This is a genomic window from Lacinutrix sp. Hel_I_90 (assembly GCF_000934685.1).
Taxonomy (GTDB): Bacteria; Bacteroidota; Bacteroidia; order Flavobacteriales; family Flavobacteriaceae; genus Lacinutrix.
This window is the reverse complement of the sequence record NZ_JYNQ01000001.1, coordinates 2,309,958-2,327,924: the sequence shown is the minus strand read 5'-3', so window position 1 is coordinate 2,327,924 and position 17,967 is coordinate 2,309,958. Positions and strand designations below refer to the sequence as shown.

Below are 17,967 nucleotides of genomic sequence, written 5' to 3'. Positions count from 1 at the left end.
CACAGACTCTGAAAGGACTATAATTTAATTATTATTAATTTAATTTTGCTTCACCTAACATAGAGTCAACTAATTCTAATTGTCTGTCTTTGTTTGATAATTCCTGACGCACTACTTTTTCTGCTATCTCAATAGATAAACTTGCCACGTGATTTTTAAGCTCAGCCATAGCCGCTTTCTTTTCACTCTCGATTGCTGCTTGTGCTTGTTCGATCATTTTGTTCGCTTGTGCCGTCGCTTCATCTTTAGCATCTTCAATCATTTTGTTTTTCATCTCACGCGCATCTTTTAACATCCCTTCACGTTCTGCACGTGCTTCCTTTAAAAGGTTTTCATTATCCGCTTTAAGATTTTGCATTTCTAATTTCGCCATTTCAGCTGAAGCCAATGCGTTATTAATGGAGTCTTCACGGCTTTTAACAGCGCCTAAAATAGGTTTCCATGCAAACTTTTTTAATAAGAAAAAGAACACGACAAAGATTATCGTTGTCCAAAAAATCAAACTTTCTGGTGCAGTAAAGTTCATATCTGTATTATTATTTAATTATTTTTTAATTTTAAAATAGTCCCAGAACCAACCGTTCTGGAACTATTTAATTTTTTTTCAAAAATTATTTTGCAATTAAAGCAACTACAACTGCGAAAAGTGCAACACCTTCAATAAGTGCAGCAGCAATAATCATCGCTGTTTGAATTTTTGAAGTAGCTTCAGGTTGACGAGCAATTGCATCCATTGCAGATCCACCAATTTTTCCAATACCGATTCCTGCACCAATTGCAGCTAAACCAGCTCCGATTCCAGCTAATACCATAAGTAATAAAATTTATTTAGTTAATAATTAAAAAACTCTTGTTTAAATAAAATCCCCACGCACATCTTCTGCGTCTGGAATTTCGTGACCAGCTGCATCATGCGCATGATCGTGGTCGTGCTCTGCTACCGCCTGACCTATAAATAGCGCTGATAACAAGGTAAATACATACGCTTGCAAGGCAGCAACTAGCATCTCTAATACACTCATAAATAAAACAAACACTCCAGAAACTGGTGCAATAAATACGCTTTTAAATATGAATATTAAAGAAATCAAACTTAATATAATAATATGCCCGGCCGTGATGTTTGCAAATAAACGAATCATTAAAGCGAAAGGCTTAGTAAAGATCCCTATGATTTCAATAGGCACCATAATAGGATATAATGCTTTTGGCACTGGAGGCGTCAAAATATGTTTCCAATAATCTTTATTCCCACTAAATGACGTTACTATAAATGTAATAAATGATAGTACAAAAGTGAAAAATATATTCCCTGTTAAATTTGAACTAAAGGGAAAGAAAGGGATTAATCCAAATAAGTTATTTACCCAGATAAAGAAAAATATAGTTAATAAATACGGCATAAATCTAGCGTATTTCTTTTCCCCAATGTTTGGAATAGCAATATCATCTCTTACAAATAACACCAATGGCTCTAGAAAAGCAGCTAAACCTTTAGGCGCTTTATTGTTTTTCTTATAAGAGCGACCAACTGCACTAAACAAAATGAATAGTAATAGGACTGAAAACAACATAGAGAAGACCAGCTTCGTAATCGAGAAATCTAAAGGTCTTACTGAATAATCAACAGGGACCATAGCTTCTTTTTCTTCCTGAGTCATTGTTTCGAATTTATCCTTATAATAAATTCTTTCATGATGTCTCACAAATTCTTGACCATTTGCTTCTACAACATGCTCCCCAGAGTTATCGTGATGAAATTTTTCTGAAGAAAAGAATGTTAGACCATTATCTGTCCAAAGTATCACAGGCAAGTAAAAAGAAATGGGATGCCCATTCCAATCTGCTATATGAAACTCGTGAGAATCGCCAATGTGATCATTAATTAATTCACTTGCATTGAATTCTTTATCCTCACCATGTTGATCACCTTCTAATGCCAATGAAACCATTGGAATCAAGGCTAATACTACTATTGTGATCAGTTTGATAGATTTTTGTGCTATCGTCATACCTTATCTAATAAAAAATTAACGTCCTAAAAATTCGGTGCAAAGGTATGCTTTTTCTTTAAATTTTTAAGTTATTCAGAAGAAAAAAAAATTAGCATGTAACTCCTTAATTTTTAAGACTTAAAAAGCGCCTATTTATTTAAAATTTTAACGACGTAAATTGTTTCTAAAAATAAGAAAAGAAAGTAAGGAATAAAGAAGGCTATGACGTCGTTAACAGCGTCTAGTTCTTTGTTTTGGATAAGCGGTAGTAAAAAAATAATGGCAGCCATCATTTTTAATAATCCGCAGGCCATAAAAGCAAAGCCTGTTTTATCAGAAAATGTTTTGTTTACAAATACAACAAATAAATACACGATAAAGGTTGCCGAAAAATTAAAGACATAGACCTTCCAAGTCTCGTAATATAACGCTTTTGTGTCTGCTATTAAATCAGCAATAAAATATTGTAGTGAAAAAAAAACGAGTGTAAATGGAATTAATACGAAAAGAAACTTAATTAATTTTTGCTTCATTATTTATCTTTTGACATGTCTATAACCTGTTTAATGACTTGGTAAATGGCAAGAAATACTCCTAAAAGCGAAAAAATCACAGTATACGCACTATAATTATTCGGGAATTTAGAGTCCAGCCACCAACCAACAAAAGACAATAGCCCAATTGTGGCAATCATCTGAAACGCAATGGTCGTGAATTTAATGTAATTATTTAGTTGTTTTTTCGGTTTTTGAGTCACCTTTAATACCTTTTGTTGTGTTTTTCATATCACAGGTCACATTAAATATTGCCCCTGGCTCTATGGCTAGTTTTGCAATCACTACTTCGCCTTCAATATTTGCCGATGGTTTTAAAGTTAGTGTTTCTGTGAGTATGAGTTTTCCTTTTAAAGTCCCTTCAAAATAGGCATTACTGCTCTGTAATGATCCGTGGATTTCTCCAGTCTTACCGACCACTACTTTTCCGGGTGTTCTTACCTCACCCTCAACAATACCATCGATCCTTATATCGCCTTCACTTTCAAAAGTACCCACTATTTTAGTTCCCTTAGCGATAAGGTTTTGTACTGAATTTTGACTTAGTTCTGTTTTGCTCTTTTTACTGTCAGGAAACATATTTTATTCTTTTTATTGATTGGTTAAATACGATTCTAAATTCTTATGAATTTGAAGAATCCTGTAATTGGCTGTTGAAATACCAAAAAATGGTCTTGATAGCTCTACTTGTTCTGGTTTTTCAAAAAGCGACGTAAAGGCTCTGGCCGTTTCAATACTTCTTAAACCATGAACCACAACAAATGTTTTTTCCGGATTATATAAGTCTACAGAAACATACATATTATGGTATTTCATTTTATCTATTGCTTTTTCAATGGCTTCTTTAAGCGTCTTTAATTCCTCTGCTGTGGGTTTTGTGAATTCAAATACCACCTTTGCGCTTAATGCTGTTGTTTCATCTTCAAATGCGTTACTCTCTATGCCTTTTAATGCGTTGTCTAAAATGGATTGTGCCTGAATACCTTCAGCGGTATTCGCATAATTTGCAGCAACAGTATTGATTGCTTTCTTGTATTCAATAAAACCATACAGTCTGCCTATGGCATACGCTTTTAGTAATTCAAATTTAGGAACGATAGCCTCGCCATCAAACACAGCAATGTATTCCTCGCTTTTGGAAATCGTTTCAGCAAATTGCTGTTGTTCAAAAAGCTTGTACGTGGCTTCATAAACACTTTCCGGACTATTTTCATCTTTTGCTAGTGCTAATTCTGGGTTGCTTAAAATCTGAGCGTAGCGCGTGTCTGGATAGTTAGAAATAATTTCAGTTTTAAGCCGTTCCATCTCTTCTGTACGGCCTAAAATTTCGTAAATTTTAAAAAGATTATACTTTGAAGGCAGGACTAAGCGTGCCTCAGGATTATTATTTAATAAAGTGGTAAACTTGGTTTTTGAGAGTTCGTATTCTTTAAATTTTTCCTTATAAATCAAACCTAATTGGTAATACGCAAAATTACGTTCTTTAGCAATGCTATCAATAACCTTTTCGTCTGTAGGTATTTGTGCTATATAAAATTCCACATCAAACAATTCGCTGTCTTCCGTAATGTCATTTCCTGCAAGTGTATTTGAAACAACTTGGGAGGAGCCTATGCCACTAGACCAACGCCAATTGTCTTTGTTTTCTCTATCGCCCCAAATTCTAGTAAATTCATTTTTACCGTAAGCTACCGTCTGGTCATTGTAGAAATAAAATGAAGAGGCTCCTGGTGGACCGCCTGCTGGTTTAAAACCACCAGAATTATTTTGTCCTGCAATATTTTGAGCCAAGCCCTGCTTTTGTAGTGCAATCGCGGCTTTTTCTTTCTCTTCTTCGGCCTTTGCTTTTAATCTCGCAACGTAATCATTAAAATAGGTTAATCGCTCTGCTTCCGGCATGTTTACAAAACGTAAGATACTGTCATTAACCTCAGCGATGCCTTCATAATTAATAACATCATCAAGGTTTTCTCTTTTGCGTCTTATTATTCTAAATGGCTTACTGTTTTCAACCATTTTTGTCATGGTACTATCGTAATAAGCACCCGCAACTTTAAAATTATTCTTGTCGAAATTCATATCGCCAAGTGTTTCATAATTTTTTGCAATAAGTATCTTATCTTGAGAATTCGTGCGAATGGACTTATTATAATAAACAACCGCAAGCGAATCTCTATTCTGGTTACTATGATATTGTGCAATTTGGTGATAAATGTGGTCTAAAAACGGCCTGTTTTCTCTGTCTTTTTCAAGTTCTGTTAAATGCTCAATAAATTCTAATTTATTTCCTTTTTCGTAATCAAAATTCTTAGCTTTTTCAACATATGCACTGATTAAGTATTTACGTGGGATTTTTCGGTTTAAATCTATAACTTTATCAAAGGCTAAATTAGCACTGTCTTTATCCTGTAACGCATTGTATAACTGACCTTGAATAAAGTAGAACCGTCCTTCTTCGTTAGATTTTTTAGTCGTTTTTGCAGCAATACCAATTTGTGTTAAAGCACTGTCTAAAGCTTTCGTATTTATATAAGCCTGTGCCAAAATAGAGGTGGCATCTGCTAAATCCTGACCCTGTAATTCTTCTTGTTTTAAAAGACGCTTTAAGTTCTTAATCGCCAGCGCATCATTATCTAATCGCATGTTTGTTTTTTCACGCCAAACCTTTGCACGATTAATATTACTACTTGCTGGGTATTTATATAAAATGTAATTAAAGGCTTCTAAAGCAGGTATAAATCGTTGATCGAAGTAACGGGATTTCCCTAATAAGAGATAGGCTTCATCAATTTGCGGATTGTATTCCTTGCCTTCGATGTTCATGCCATGTTTTTGTATGGCTTTTACCGCTTTTTCTTCGGCAGTAACAAAGTCTGCATTTTTAGACTGCCCTGGCAGAATAACATCTTCTGCAATTTGCATGCGCTCCACAGGTAAAATATCCCAATAATTGTCTTTGTAAGCACTATTAAGATTTTCTCTTCCTTTTTCTAAGGCAATGTTACCATTAAATAAGGTGTTGTATTCAGCGGTTACCGCATGAAAATTTCGACTAACAAAACTGTCGTTCTTTCGCGAACAACCCGTTATGGTTAGTGCAGAAATTACTACTATAAATATTGCTTTTAATGTTATTTTCAACGGTCTTGTATTTAGTCTAATACATAACTTTAAACTTTTGTAAATAGTATTTAACTATTGCAAAAGCACGTAAAAATAAGCATCTTTTTGAGTTTACACCAATTAATCAAGAAAATGTGCCTTAAATAGAAACGAACTAAACCACAGCTACCCCAGAAAAATGCGCCTCTAATTCTCTTAACGTTGCTGGGTTGGTCTCTAAATCCTTCACGACTTCTCCTTTCTCAAGCACCACAATACGCTCGCAAACATCTGTAACATGAGATAAATCATGACTTGAAACTAAAACGGTAACACCTTTCGTTTTTGCCAAATCTCTTAAAATGCTTTTTAATCTAATTTGTGTTGTTGGGTCTAAATTCGCAAAAGGTTCATCGAGAATTATAACTTCTGGATTGCCTATTAAAGCCGCTACGATTCCTACCTTCTTCTGGTTTCCTTTACTTAAATCGCGCAGATATTTTTTTTGCTGAAGAATTTCGCCGTGGAAAAAGTCTTCAAACTGAGCGAGTAAAGCATCAACATCTCCTTTGTTTTGTCCGCGAAGTTCACCAATAAAGTAAAAGTATTCTTCAGGTGTTAAGTACCCAATTAAAAACGTTTCATCTATAAAAGCAGCAGTAAAGGGTTTCCAATCTTCACTTTCGTGAACCCTTACCTTGTTATTTTCAATATAACCCGATGTTGGCTGAATTAAATCTAAAAGCAAACTGAAATACGTGGTTTTTCCTGCACCATTATTACCAACCAGACCAAAGCTCTGCCCTTTTGGAATCTCTAAATGCTCAATATTTAATACCGTGTTTGTATTATATGTTTTTGAAAGGTTTGAAGTAATTATCATCGTTTTTAGTTTGTTTGTTTGTAAGCAACCAGTGTTTTATATTTTTCAACTTTATAAATCTTTTCTATAATGCTAAATACCTTATTTTTAAATAATAATCCTGCTAATCCAAATATTGCTACCAAAGCAAAACCTAAAATTTCGCCTTGTAAAAAATGACCAACAGCATAAATAACCATGGGTAGTAATAATTTAGGAATCGTTAATAATAGTGTTTTCACATTAAACGCTTTTTTATCCCCAAAAGCCTTTTTCCCAGAGGTTAAATCTATAGGTGTTTTTATATACGCTCCTCCCCACAGCACAATATGAGAATTAACACCTATATTATAGATGGCACCTACTACAATGGCGGCATAAGCTTGCCAGCCAAAAAACAAATAGAAGGACGCTAAAATGGTTGAGAAAATCGTAGCAATGACCATTAAATACCATTTAGACTCCAAATATTCTTTATAACGAATATTTTGACTCATTAATAATGGATAGTAGGCGCTATCCCAGCTTGGTACGAATTGACCAAAACTAAACAGAAACCCACCAGAGACAAAAATACCAGCAAAAACACGCCAAAAGGGACCCTCATAAGTTTCTATAGCACCAGTAAAAAAGAGTAATCCATAAAAGAGAAAAACAAAGCTCATAAACACGGTCATCTTAGAACGCTTGTTTCTCTTTATTAATTTAATATCATTTTTTAAGAATGTAGCCACACTCCCAAAACGATCCAACCAGGTCATATTATCGGTTTCTGCGACATCTATTTTTTTAGCTAAACCGGCATCTAAATAGAAGTTTTTTCTAAAATAGCTAAAGGCCATTTTATAAAGCACAACAGCCAATACTAATGGAATAATAGCCAAATATGGGTACTTGTAAAATGCTGAAAAAACTGGAGCTGTGTATTGTGTGATATCAAAAACCTCATAATACATTAACGCCATTAAGGCTACAATACCCCCTAAAACAGCGTAAAAAGCAAAGTCCTTATTATTTATAAAAATATTAATAAAATTATTACAATACACAAGTGCTAGCATAGCCAAATGCCATCCTAAGACATTAATAAAATCATGCCCTTCAACTAAAAGCACAATTGAAAACGGAATAAAAAAGAAAGCATGCCAGATATTAAAGAATGACACCATTGTTTTATTAATACCAAACCTAACCACTTGATCCTTTTTTAAGGGCAAATATAAAAGCGGTTTAATATTGACTATTGGCATTTTCTGTAGAAAATACCTAAAAACCAAATCGCCAATAAAGTAAAAAATTAAAAATTTATTAATGATTTTAAACGGGTCTGGATCCACCAATTCTTCAATAATATAATAGGCGCCAACACCTAAGCCTAAAGCATAGAGCAACATAAAAAATGCGCCAATTAGCATTAAGATTTTAAGCGCCATATTCATTTTAAATGAGGCTGAGCGCGTAAATCCTTTCCACTCTAAACTTATAAAACGTTTAATCATTTTTGGTTGGGTTTACTCCATTAGTAATATTAACACACTTTTTGTTACAAAAAAACAGATTTAATTTCTTGTTGCTTATTTTTGTAAAAAAAATAATGGCGCAATTCCACACCCTTTCAATAAAAAACATCCATCGTGAAACAGCTCAATGTGTCACCTTAAGTTTCGATATCCCTGGGCACTTAAAACAAAATTTTAGTTTTAAAGCCGGACAATACATCACTTTAAAAACCATTATCAATGGTGAAGCAATACGTCGTGATTATTCCCTTTGTTCTTCTCCTAAAAGTGGCGACATTACTGTTGCTGTTAAAGAAGTAGAACATGGAACCTTTTCAAAACATGTTAATAGTACTTTAAAAATTGGTGATACATTAGAGGTTGCAGAACCTAAAGGGCGCTTCACTTTTGAGCCTTTAGCTACTGAATCCAGAACGATTGCTGCCTTTGTTGCGGGAAGTGGTATTACACCGGTTATGAGCATTGTTACAACTGTTTTAGAAGAAGAACCAAATAGTAAATTCATTTTAGTTTACGGAAACAAAACAACACAAGACACTATTTTTTTTGAGGCACTACTAAAACTACATCATCACTATAAAGACCGCTTAGATATTCAGTTTTTGTTTAGTCAAGCACAAGAACCTGATGCCCTTTTTGGTCGCATTGAAAAAAGCACGGTAAACCTCATTGTAAAAAACAGATACAAAGACATTGCAATAGATGCCTTTTACCTTTGCGGTCCAGAAGCTATGATTAATACCATTACGTCTGTTTTAGAAGAAAATAACGTTGCGAAAGACAAAATACACTTTGAATTATTTACGGTTGCTAATACTTCTAAACCTGTTGAATCAATAGGTATAGTTGATGGTAAGACAAAAATAACGGTTATTGTTGATGATGAAGAAGACAGTTTTGAAATGGAACAATCACAAACCATATTAGAAGCTGCTTTAGCTCAAGATTTAGATGCGCCTTATTCTTGTCAAGGGGGTATTTGTAGTAGTTGTATTGCGCGTGTTACTGAAGGTAGTGCCACGATGAGACAAAACAATATTTTAACGGATAGTGAAGTTGCAGAAGGCTTAATTTTAACCTGCCAGGCACAACCTACAACAGCGCAAATTACTGTTGATTATGATGATGTTTAACGATTATGGTAACGCCAACAGCCTCTTTTGAGCGTTGGTTTCCCCGCTTTCATCGATTTTATAAAATGTTTAACATCTAAAAAATTTTAGAGACTCTTATCGTTATATTTTTGCAGAGATTATAACGCTAAAATTTGTTAGTTAAGGGATAATATATTTATGTGCTGTTATAATGTAATGCCTTGCTTAACTGCGAGGCATTTTTTATAGCACACTTTCTATCTTTTTTATAATGGTCTCTGGTGCAATAGTTCGGGAAGCTTCTTTATAATGTTCTGGATATCTATTTCCATATATTGAGGTTGGAATTAATGGAAACTGCGTTCTGTTTGCTAAAACAGCATGTTCTTCTGGCTGATTAAAAGCAGAAAAACCAGCAAATGGGTGTGTTACATTCCATATTGTAATCACTTTTTTTCCTAACATCGCTGCTAGGTGTGCATTACCCGAATCCATAGACACCATAACATCTAAATTTGAAATGATGTTGAGTTCTTCATTTAAATCGAATTGTCCAGCAACATTAACTACGTTTTCATATTTATTTTGAAACTGGTTTAAGATTTTCACTTCTTGTTTTCCGCCACCAAAAAGTATGACTTTATGCGTTCTAGAGAGTTTATGTATTACTTTTTCAAGTAAATCCAAGGGGTACATTTTAGAGTCGTACTGAGCAAAAGGAGCCATGCCAATCCAGTGTTTAGTATTGCTTTCCAAAAGCTCTTGTGTCCCTAATTTAAGTTTTGCTAGTTCAGGAAACGAGGGATTCTTTAAGGTTAAAGAATAACCTAAGGCTCTGAATACATCTGCATAGCGCTCATGCGTTGTTTTTAATTGCTGAAAAACACGCCCTTCGGTCAATGCTTTCTTTTCGTTTCGGCCTTTATCGATTTGTACAAACCTTTTTCCGAAGAAAAATAATTTTAAAATATTAGTTCGTAACACATTGTGCAAATCTGCTACTGCATCAATCTTTAATGTTTTGAGTTCTTTAGAGAGTTTGAATAACCCAAAAACACCTTTGTGTTTCCCTTTTAAATCGGGAGCAAAAACGGTTACCTGAGGTATGTCTCTAAAAAAAGGAGTAAAAAATGCCCGTGTTAAAACCGTTAGTTTTATCTCTGGATGTTGCTCACAAAATGCACGTAATACGGGTACACACATAGCCACGTCTCCCATTGCTGACAGTCTGATCACTAAGATGTGTTTCTGTTTTTTTAACATTAGCCTTTTCGTCCTATACGCCTACTGTCCTTCAATTTATTATACCATTAAATCAACCTTTGCTTGATAACCCAATGAATTAACGCTTTGCTTAACTTCTATTTCTGTCCGCGAAGTACAGGGTTTAGCTCATTGTCATTATACATTTTCATTTGTTTATACACTTTCATATATTTATCCCCTTTACTAATATCGTCTAACAAGGTGTCAATCGCTGTCGATAAATCAACGCGTTGTTCTAGTAATATCTCTAATTTTTTCTGGCATGCCGCTCTATGTGCATCTGTCGCATTAGTGCGCGTTGCCTCCTCTTCCATGTGGTATACTTTCAAGGCCAAAATTGAGAGTCTATCTACTCCCCAAGCAGGACTTTCGGTATTAATTGTTGCCTTAGGCTTTGGTGTTACCTCTTGATACTTTTCTAGGAAATAACTATCAATATACTCTACCATGTCTGTTCTATCCTGATTAGAGGCATCAATCTTTCGCTTTAAGGTTAAAGCTGCGACCGGATCAATTTGCGGATCACGAATAATATCCTCATAATGCCATTGCACCGTATCTATCCAACATTTTCTGTAGAGCAAATGTTCAAGCGTTTGCGTGTTTTTGTCGTAGTTATTAGTAAACGGCTGATCTACCGTATTTATTTCATGATATTTCTTTATAACGTCTTGAAAAATGGCATTTGCCTTATCTGTAAACATAGGTATATTATTTTAAGACTTCAAAATTACGTAAATTATATAAGAAACATTAAAATGGTATTGTAACTTTACTCTTCTAAAAGCCTTTTAAAGCCATGACCATTCATAATCTTTCTGAAAACAACTCGATTCTAAATACGTTTTTAGCTGAAATTAGAGACACGACTATTCAAAAAGACAGCATGCGTTTTCGTCGTAATATAGAACGTATAGGCGAAATTTTGGCTTATGAAATGAGTAAGTCCTTCAACTATACGTCTAAAATAGTAGAAACCCCTTTAGCTAAAGCAGAAGTAAGTATTCATGACAATGAAATGGTCTTATGTTCTGTTTTAAGAGCTGGTATACCCTTGCATAATGGGTTAATAAATTACTTCGACAAAGCAGAAAATGCCTTTATATCTGCATACAGACACCATTTAAAAAACCCAGAGACCTTTGAAATTATTGTGGAATATCTAGCCTGTCCAAATTTGGAAGGTAAAACCTTAATACTTGCAGATCCCATGGTCGCTACTGGCCAGTCGCTATTAGCCACTTTTGAAGCATTAAAACCATTTGGAACCCCTAAAGCAATACATTTGGCGGCTGTTATTGGTGCCCAAGAAGGTCTTAATTTTGTAAAAAAGCACTTTCCAAAAAACACCACCTTATGGATTGGTGCTGTAGACAAAGATCTTAATTCTAAGGGTTATATAGTACCAGGTTTAGGAGATGCCGGTGATTTAGCCTTTGGCCAAAAATTACAAAAATAAAAGTATAAACGGAATCACTAATAAGGCAAATAAAAACACTTCTTTAAACCATTTTTCTGCTATGGTTTCAATATAATTAGTAATAATTATTGCTAATGGCGCAAAGAGAAAAAGGAATTCACTGCCATTTTTATTTGGTGCAATTACGATAATACTACTTGCAATAAGACAGGCTGAAAATATTACACTATAGGATGGCCTGAAGGTTTTCTTTTTGTTTTTTATACCTCTTAAATAAAAAATGGAAGACCACAAACCAAAAGACAAGAACATTGTAATGGCTATTATAAACTGAGCACTATTAAAAGCGCTCAAATCAAAACTAATGCTTGGTGACCAAGTGAATGCCGAGAAAAAGGCATCATCAACAATTAAAGAATAAGTTATTGCAACAATATAAATCGAAATAAATCCTAAAAAAGGCGTTATTACTTTTTTTATCTCAGCTTCTGCATAGAAAAAAATAGCTATAAAAATAAGCACAAAGAATAAAATTGACCAAAAGTAAAAAAGGCTAGCTAACCCAATCAAAAATCCCGAATCAAAGAGTTTTTTAAGGGTGTCTTTTTGTTTTTGAATACTAATGATGCGCCGTAACGCTAAGAGTATGATCAGATTTGAAAACACAAGGTTTTGATGTAAAAACAATTGTGGAATGGCTAAGACAAACACACTAAATAATACTACTTCGAAGTTGCTTTTTTGGGATAGAGAATTCTTGTTTACTATAAAATCTAATAGCAGGATACTCAAATAACAAACGATGAAAACAGGTAATAATTTAAAAATAGATAGCGCATTTATTTCCGATTCCGGATCGAGATAGAGCGCAGCCAATAAAGCGATAATCGTTATAAAAAAGACGATTAAAAAATTTATTGGCTTAGATTTACTAAAAATACTTGCAATCATTAGTAGTTTTTGTATTTTTGCTTTATAAATATACTATAAATTATGAAGGATTTATTTGAAGCGATAGAAGACTTATTTGTAAACGTTCTTTTTGCACCTTTTGATGCCCTAAGAGCCTTAGAATTAGAAAGCTGGTTTACAGCGAATATCATGAGTTGGTTATTTACAATTATTGGCTTAGTTGCTTTTGTATACTGGATGCTTCAGCTAAAGAAATTTAACGACAACAACGAAGAAGACAAAAGTATTTCTTCGCATTCTTACTTATAAATCGAAACCAATATCTTTTCGATAATTCATCTTATCAAAATGTAATTTTTCTATATTTTGATAAGATTTTTTTATGGCTTCCTGATACGTGGTACCGTAACTGGTAATCGCCATAACGCGTCCTCCAGAGGTTACAATTTTATTGTCCTCTACCTGTGCCCCAGCATGAAAAGCGATAGAACCTTCAATATTTTCAAGCCCAGTGATCTCTTTTCCTTTCTCGTAAGCCTCTGGATATCCACCAGAAACTAACATTACCGTTGTTGCTGCACGTTCATCGATTTCAAGGGTTATTTTATCTAAAGTTTGGTTTGCAACCGCCTGAAAAAGGGTTACTAAATCATTCTTTAAACGGGGTAAAACGACTTCCGTTTCAGGATCTCCTAAACGCACGTTATATTCAATAACCTTTGGATCATCACCCACTTTTATTAAGCCTATAAACACAAAGCCTTTATACGGTAAATTATCTTTTTGGAGTCCGTTTATGGTTGGAATTACAATGCGCTCTCTTATTTTAGACATAAAAGCTTCATCTGCGAAAGGGACCGGAGACACTGCTCCCATTCCCCCTGTATTTAAACCTGTATCACCTTCACCAATACGCTTGTAATCTTTTGCTGTTGGTAAAATCTTATAATTTTTACCATCTGTTAACACAAAACAACTTAATTCTATACCGTCTAAAAACTCTTCAATGACTACTTTGGTACTCGCCGTTCCAAATTTTGCATCAATAAGCATGGCTTTTAATTCGGCTTTCGCTTCATCAATATCATTTAAAATCACAACCCCTTTTCCTGCGGCTAACCCGTCTGCCTTTAAAACGTATGGTGGCTTTAAAGTGTCTAAAAAAGCATAGCCCTTTTCAACTGTTTTAGCATTAAAACATTCGTAAGCAGCCGTTGGTATGTTGTGTTTGTATAAAAACTCTTTAGCAAACTCTTTACTGCCTTCCAACTCAGCAGCTGCTTTTTGTGGCCCAATAACCGCGACATTTTTAAGTGCTTCATCTGCTAAAAAGAAGTCATGAATACCTAAAACTAAAGGGTCTTCCGGCCCAACAACAACCATCATGATTTTATTATTTAAAACGACTGCTTTAATCGCTTCAAAATCGGTTACACTTACGGGAACATTTGTTGCTATTTTAGCGGTACCTGAGTTTCCAGGTGCAACAAATAAGTTTCTGCATTTATCGCTTGGAGCAATTTTCCATGCGATTGTATGTTCTCTTCCGCCAGAACCTAGTATTAAAATGTTCATTGTTGTTGGTATTGTTTTGACAAAAATAGCCTTTTGCGTTTTAGATATAAAAGGTTTGTTTGTTTCATTTTAGAAAATTTTTACAAGCCTTCTATTTCAGCCTAAAAGCGCTTTTGCTTTAAAAGGAAAATTATGGAAAACCCATTTTATTTGTTTAATTTCGATGTTATATAATAAAATTTCTTTTGAATCTATTTGAGCTTTCTTTAAAATTGAAAGGTTTCCCTATACAGGAAGCCAAAAAGAAATTGAAAGCTATCACTAGCTTAAATAGTCCTGACCTTGAAGCACATATTTTAAAGCAGAGAAAAAAAATAGTTAACCATCATTTAGCTCACAACCCCTTTTATAAAGCGTTTGCAACGAAAGCTGATGCGTCTCACTGGAACACCATTCCCATTCTATCAAAACGCGATTTACAACAGCCTTTAAGACACCGATTGTCTCATGGTTTTACGAAAAAGAACTGCCTGACAAATAATACCTCTGGCTCTTCTGGTAATCCCTTAAGTTTCGCAAAAGACCCCTTTTGCCATGCATTATCGTGGGCTGTTTTTATGGACAGATACCGTTGGTATGATCTAGACTTGAATACTTCGAAACAAGGGCGATTTTACGGTATTCCTTTAAATAAAATGAGTTACTATAAGGAACGTTTAAAGGATAGACTTAGCAACCGTTTTAGGTTTTCAGTGTTTGATATGAGTGATGTTCAGCTAGAGAAAAACGTAACACTATTTAGTCGTACTTCATATGAATATCTCTACGGTTATTCGAATGCTCTGGCGATTTTCGGTAAGTATTTAGAGCGCAAGCATCTTGTTTTAAAGTCCATTTGCCCAACGCTAAAAGCCTGTATAGCCACCTCTGAAACACTATTTGAAGAAGACCGAAAATTACTAGAAAAAGCCTTTGGTGTTCCTGTAATTAATGAATATGGCTCCGCCGAATTAGGCTTGATTGCTTTTCAAAACCCAAATGGTGAATGGCAAATAAACAGCCATGATTTGTATGTTGAAGTTTTAGATGAAAATGACACTGTCTTGCCTTATGGGGTACAAGGACGGTTAGTGATCACTTCTTTATATAATAAAGCCCATCCTTTTATTCGCTACGATTTAGGTGATATCGGTACTTTGTCTAAACACAGTACCGTAAGCAAACCTATACTAGAGTCACTCGCAGGTAGAACCAATGATATTTTAAGATTGCCAAGCGGGAAAACAGCCGCGGGTTTCACGATGTATTATGTGACTAAGACCGTTATCGATGACGCCTCTAATGTTAAGGAATTTATGATTGAGCAATTGGCTTTAGATACTTTTAAAGTAAGTTATGTCTCAGACAAGGTCTTTACTACCAATGACAAAAACATAGTAAAAAAAGCTTTAGATGATTATTTAGAACCTGGATTAACCATTTCTTTTGAAAGAAAAGAAGCTTTAGAACGCAGCAAAAGCGGAAAGGTTAAACAGTTTATTTCTTATGTAAAGTAATGGTCTGTTTCGATTTCACAAAGAAGTGTTCCCATAAAAAGACGACCATAGACCACATTGATTTGGGCACCGAAAAGCCGAGTCCTTTTCTATACACCCAGTAATTATATTTTATCAAATTGAATTTATTTGATGACATAGAGTCGTTGCGAACACGATAAAACGCTAAAGATTCTTGTACACTTTTAGCGGGTTTACCAGAGCTTTTAATGGCTACTAACCAGAGTAACCAATCCTGCCGCTTACGTAAGTTGGGCGAGGTGATTTTACCTAAACGCTTGGCGTTATAAATCCCTGTAAGATTTCCAATGTAATTACTTTTTAAATACTTTTTATAGGTTAAAACAGGTAAGGCTTTTATTAATTTATTTAAAGGCTTTCCCGTTTCATCCATTTGCTCATAGCTACTAAAGCATACCTCACACTTTTCGGTTTCCATAAAAGCGAGTTGCTTTTCTAGTTTTTCTGGTTTCCATAAATCGTCGGCATCTAAAAAGGCGATATAATCCCCTTTTGCTTCCGCAATTCCTTTATTTCTTGAGATTGCTGCTCCAGCATTGACTTTGTTTTTAAGCAGTATGATATTATTGTGTTTACTCGTAAACCTGTCAGCAATTGTTCTGGTGTTATCGGTAGAACAATCATCTATGAGTAGTAATTCCCAATTGGAATAGGTTTGCTTTAAAACAGAGTGTATGGTTTGAGAAATGAAGGCTTCAGAATTATAAAGTGGTGTAATTATAGAAACAAGTGCTTTCACGATTAATACGCCTTTTCTTGGCCTTTAAAGATATTGAAAATGGTTTGAAAAATAATTTTTATGTCTAATAAAATCGACCAGTTTTCAATATAAAATATATCATATTTAATCCGGTTAATAATATCCTCATCACTTTTAATTTCCCCTCTATAGCCTTTTATTTGAGCTAATCCAGTAACGCCTGGTTTTACATGATGACGAAAAATAAAATTATACTTATCCACTTTTTTAGAATAATCTTCAGTATAAGATAACATGTGCGGTCTTGGCCCAACAACAGACATGTCTCCTATGAGTACATTAATAAATTGTGGTAGCTCATCTATACTAGTGCGTCTTAAAAAGCGACCTATCTTAGTGACCCTATGGTCATCTTGCTTAACGTAAGTGCCTTGAACTTCTTGAATCGTTCTTAGTGATCTAAATTTATAACAAACGAATTCTTTATAGTTAATACCATGACGTTTATGCCTGAAAAATAAGGGCCCTTTAGATTCGCTTTTTATTAAAAAAAATAAAATAAGCGTAATCCAGGACAATATAAAAATGATGATAAAAAGAGAGAAGATCACATCAAAAGTACGTTTTAACAACTTATTAAAATCATGGTTCAGTGCCACTTTCTGAATGGACAATACGGGTAGGTAATTATAAAAGTCCGTTTTAAGCCGTTTGGTAAACAGTTTTTTAGAATTAGGGATAAATTTAATATTGCAATGGTGCGTATTTGCGTATTTTACAAAATCATTAACTTGGTTCTCGGTAAGCTCATCAATAGCGCAATAAATTTCATCTATGCCATTGTTTTCTTCTAAAAACTTATAGCTGTCTTTGATTGTGCCCTTATTTTCTTTTAGATTATCATTTCCAAAGATTGCCAATAAATCATACCCTAATTCTTTTTTATTATTGAAAATAAATTTCAATTCTTTTGCGCCGTCACTGTTTCCAATAATAACAACGTGTCTTACATTTCCATGTAATATTTTACGAAAAGTCTTTAACAAAAAATAACTTATCAACTTGATTGCGCCAATGGCGAAAAAGCTATAAGTCAAGTACCTAAAGGTAGCAAAGGTCTCGACATTAACACTTCTAAACAAGCCAATAAAGGCGAACACAGCTAGGGTATAAATAGAAAACTGCTTCACTAAAAGCGAAATGATATTTAAAACTGAGGTATAGCGGTAGACGTTATAAAAACTGATAAAAGAAGTTGAGAACAACCAGAATAGTACTGAATATATAATATACAGTAAATGCTTACTATTTAAAAAACCTGAGGAGAAAAAAGACAGATTCTCTTCATTAAAGCTGAAAAAATAAAACGCTAGGACGTTAATAATCGTAACATCAAGAACCATTAAAACGGGTCTTAATAACCAAGAATACCGACCACGTTGATACTCCAT

19 protein-coding genes are annotated in these 17,967 nt (G+C 34.3%); 4 read left to right on the top strand and 15 right to left on the bottom strand.

Features of this window, described 5'->3' with window-relative positions; all coding sequences use genetic code 11:
• Positions 1–34: 34 nt before the first annotated feature.
• The 9 genes from GQ46_RS10285 to GQ46_RS10245 form a co-directional block, all read right to left on the bottom strand.
• Positions 35–526 (bottom strand): F0F1 ATP synthase subunit B, encoded by a 492-nt coding sequence (locus tag GQ46_RS10285; protein ID WP_044401431.1) that lies wholly within the window; start codon positions 524–526, stop codon positions 35–37.
• Between the two features lie 85 nt (positions 527–611).
• Positions 612–812, bottom strand: coding sequence for an ATP synthase F0 subunit C (gene atpE, locus GQ46_RS10280; RefSeq protein WP_044401428.1), 201 nt, complete (start codon positions 810–812; stop codon positions 612–614).
• A 42-nt stretch (positions 813–854) separates the two neighbouring features.
• The gene (gene atpB / locus GQ46_RS10275; RefSeq protein ID WP_082041742.1) at positions 855–2,012 is read right to left on the bottom strand and encodes a F0F1 ATP synthase subunit A; all 1,158 of its coding nucleotides are present in this window, start codon (positions 2,010–2,012) and stop codon (positions 855–857) included.
• Positions 2,013–2,143: 131 nt separating this feature from the next.
• On the bottom strand, positions 2,144–2,527 hold the full coding sequence (locus GQ46_RS10270; RefSeq protein ID WP_044401425.1) for a DUF6168 family protein: 384 nt from the start codon (positions 2,525–2,527) through the stop codon (positions 2,144–2,146).
• Positions 2,527–2,751 (bottom strand): AtpZ/AtpI family protein, encoded by a 225-nt coding sequence (locus GQ46_RS10265; protein WP_156133178.1) that lies wholly within the window; start codon positions 2,749–2,751, stop codon positions 2,527–2,529. The genes GQ46_RS10270 and GQ46_RS10265 overlap by 1 nt, the downstream gene beginning before the upstream one ends.
• The gene (locus GQ46_RS10260) at positions 2,720–3,127 is read right to left on the bottom strand and encodes a polymer-forming cytoskeletal protein (protein ID WP_044401419.1); all 408 of its coding nucleotides are present in this window, start codon (positions 3,125–3,127) and stop codon (positions 2,720–2,722) included. The genes GQ46_RS10265 and GQ46_RS10260 overlap by 32 nt, the downstream gene beginning before the upstream one ends.
• 12 nt (positions 3,128–3,139) lie before the next feature.
• On the bottom strand, positions 3,140–5,689 hold the full coding sequence (locus tag GQ46_RS10255) for a hypothetical protein (protein ID WP_044401416.1): 2,550 nt from the start codon (positions 5,687–5,689) through the stop codon (positions 3,140–3,142).
• A 136-nt stretch (positions 5,690–5,825) separates the two neighbouring features.
• Positions 5,826–6,533, bottom strand: coding sequence for an ABC transporter ATP-binding protein (locus tag GQ46_RS10250; protein WP_044401414.1), 708 nt, complete (start codon positions 6,531–6,533; stop codon positions 5,826–5,828).
• Positions 6,534–6,538: 5 nt separating this feature from the next.
• The gene (locus GQ46_RS10245) at positions 6,539–8,011 is read right to left on the bottom strand and encodes a DUF5687 family protein (protein WP_044401411.1); all 1,473 of its coding nucleotides are present in this window, start codon (positions 8,009–8,011) and stop codon (positions 6,539–6,541) included.
• Between the two features lie 95 nt (positions 8,012–8,106).
• Between GQ46_RS10245 and GQ46_RS10240 the strand changes: the two genes are divergently transcribed.
• Complete coding sequence (locus tag GQ46_RS10240) at positions 8,107–9,165, top strand: ferredoxin--NADP reductase (protein ID WP_044401409.1); 1,059 nt, start codon at positions 8,107–8,109, stop codon at positions 9,163–9,165.
• Positions 9,166–9,369: 204 nt separating this feature from the next.
• Here GQ46_RS10240 and GQ46_RS10235 read toward each other — a convergent pair whose 3' ends face one another.
• Both GQ46_RS10235 and GQ46_RS10230 read right to left on the bottom strand, forming a co-directional pair.
• Positions 9,370–10,362: a glycosyltransferase family 9 protein gene (locus GQ46_RS10235; RefSeq protein WP_369793437.1), complete on the bottom strand. Its 993-nt coding sequence runs from the start codon at positions 10,360–10,362 to the stop codon at positions 9,370–9,372.
• Between the two features lie 125 nt (positions 10,363–10,487).
• Positions 10,488–11,096, bottom strand: coding sequence for a DUF4254 domain-containing protein (locus tag GQ46_RS10230; protein ID WP_044401404.1), 609 nt, complete (start codon positions 11,094–11,096; stop codon positions 10,488–10,490).
• A 95-nt stretch (positions 11,097–11,191) separates the two neighbouring features.
• Here GQ46_RS10230 and upp point away from each other — a divergent pair, with 95 nt between their 5' ends.
• On the top strand, positions 11,192–11,851 hold the full coding sequence (upp, locus tag GQ46_RS10225) for a uracil phosphoribosyltransferase (protein WP_044401402.1): 660 nt from the start codon (positions 11,192–11,194) through the stop codon (positions 11,849–11,851).
• On the opposite strand, the gene GQ46_RS10220 is transcribed toward upp, so the two are convergent.
• On the bottom strand, positions 11,840–12,763 hold the full coding sequence (locus GQ46_RS10220; RefSeq protein ID WP_044401400.1) for a DUF6427 family protein: 924 nt from the start codon (positions 12,761–12,763) through the stop codon (positions 11,840–11,842). The two genes, upp and GQ46_RS10220, sit on opposite strands and share 12 nt — an antisense overlap.
• A 42-nt stretch (positions 12,764–12,805) precedes the next feature.
• Between GQ46_RS10220 and GQ46_RS10215 the strand changes: the two genes are divergently transcribed.
• Positions 12,806–13,033 (top strand): hypothetical protein, encoded by a 228-nt coding sequence (locus GQ46_RS10215; RefSeq protein WP_044401397.1) that lies wholly within the window; start codon positions 12,806–12,808, stop codon positions 13,031–13,033.
• Here the strand turns inward: GQ46_RS10215 and purD are convergent.
• Positions 13,028–14,299 carry a phosphoribosylamine--glycine ligase gene (gene purD, locus GQ46_RS10210; RefSeq protein ID WP_044401394.1) on the bottom strand — a complete coding sequence of 424 codons (1,272 nt, stop codon included), beginning with the start codon at positions 14,297–14,299 and terminating at the stop codon, positions 13,028–13,030. The two genes, GQ46_RS10215 and purD, sit on opposite strands and share 6 nt — an antisense overlap.
• 212 nt (positions 14,300–14,511) lie before the next feature.
• On the opposite strand from purD, the gene GQ46_RS10205 reads away from it, so the two are divergent.
• Complete coding sequence (locus GQ46_RS10205; protein ID WP_231567346.1) at positions 14,512–15,795, top strand: phenylacetate--CoA ligase family protein; 1,284 nt, start codon at positions 14,512–14,514, stop codon at positions 15,793–15,795.
• Here GQ46_RS10205 and GQ46_RS10200 read toward each other — a convergent pair.
• Positions 15,776–16,555, bottom strand: coding sequence for a glycosyltransferase family 2 protein (locus tag GQ46_RS10200; protein WP_044401387.1), 780 nt, complete (start codon positions 16,553–16,555; stop codon positions 15,776–15,778). The genes GQ46_RS10205 and GQ46_RS10200 overlap by 20 nt on opposite strands.
• A gap of 2 nt (positions 16,556–16,557) precedes the next feature.
• On the bottom strand, positions 16,558–17,967 hold the full coding sequence (locus tag GQ46_RS10195) for an exopolysaccharide biosynthesis polyprenyl glycosylphosphotransferase (RefSeq protein WP_044401385.1): 1,410 nt from the start codon (positions 17,965–17,967) through the stop codon (positions 16,558–16,560).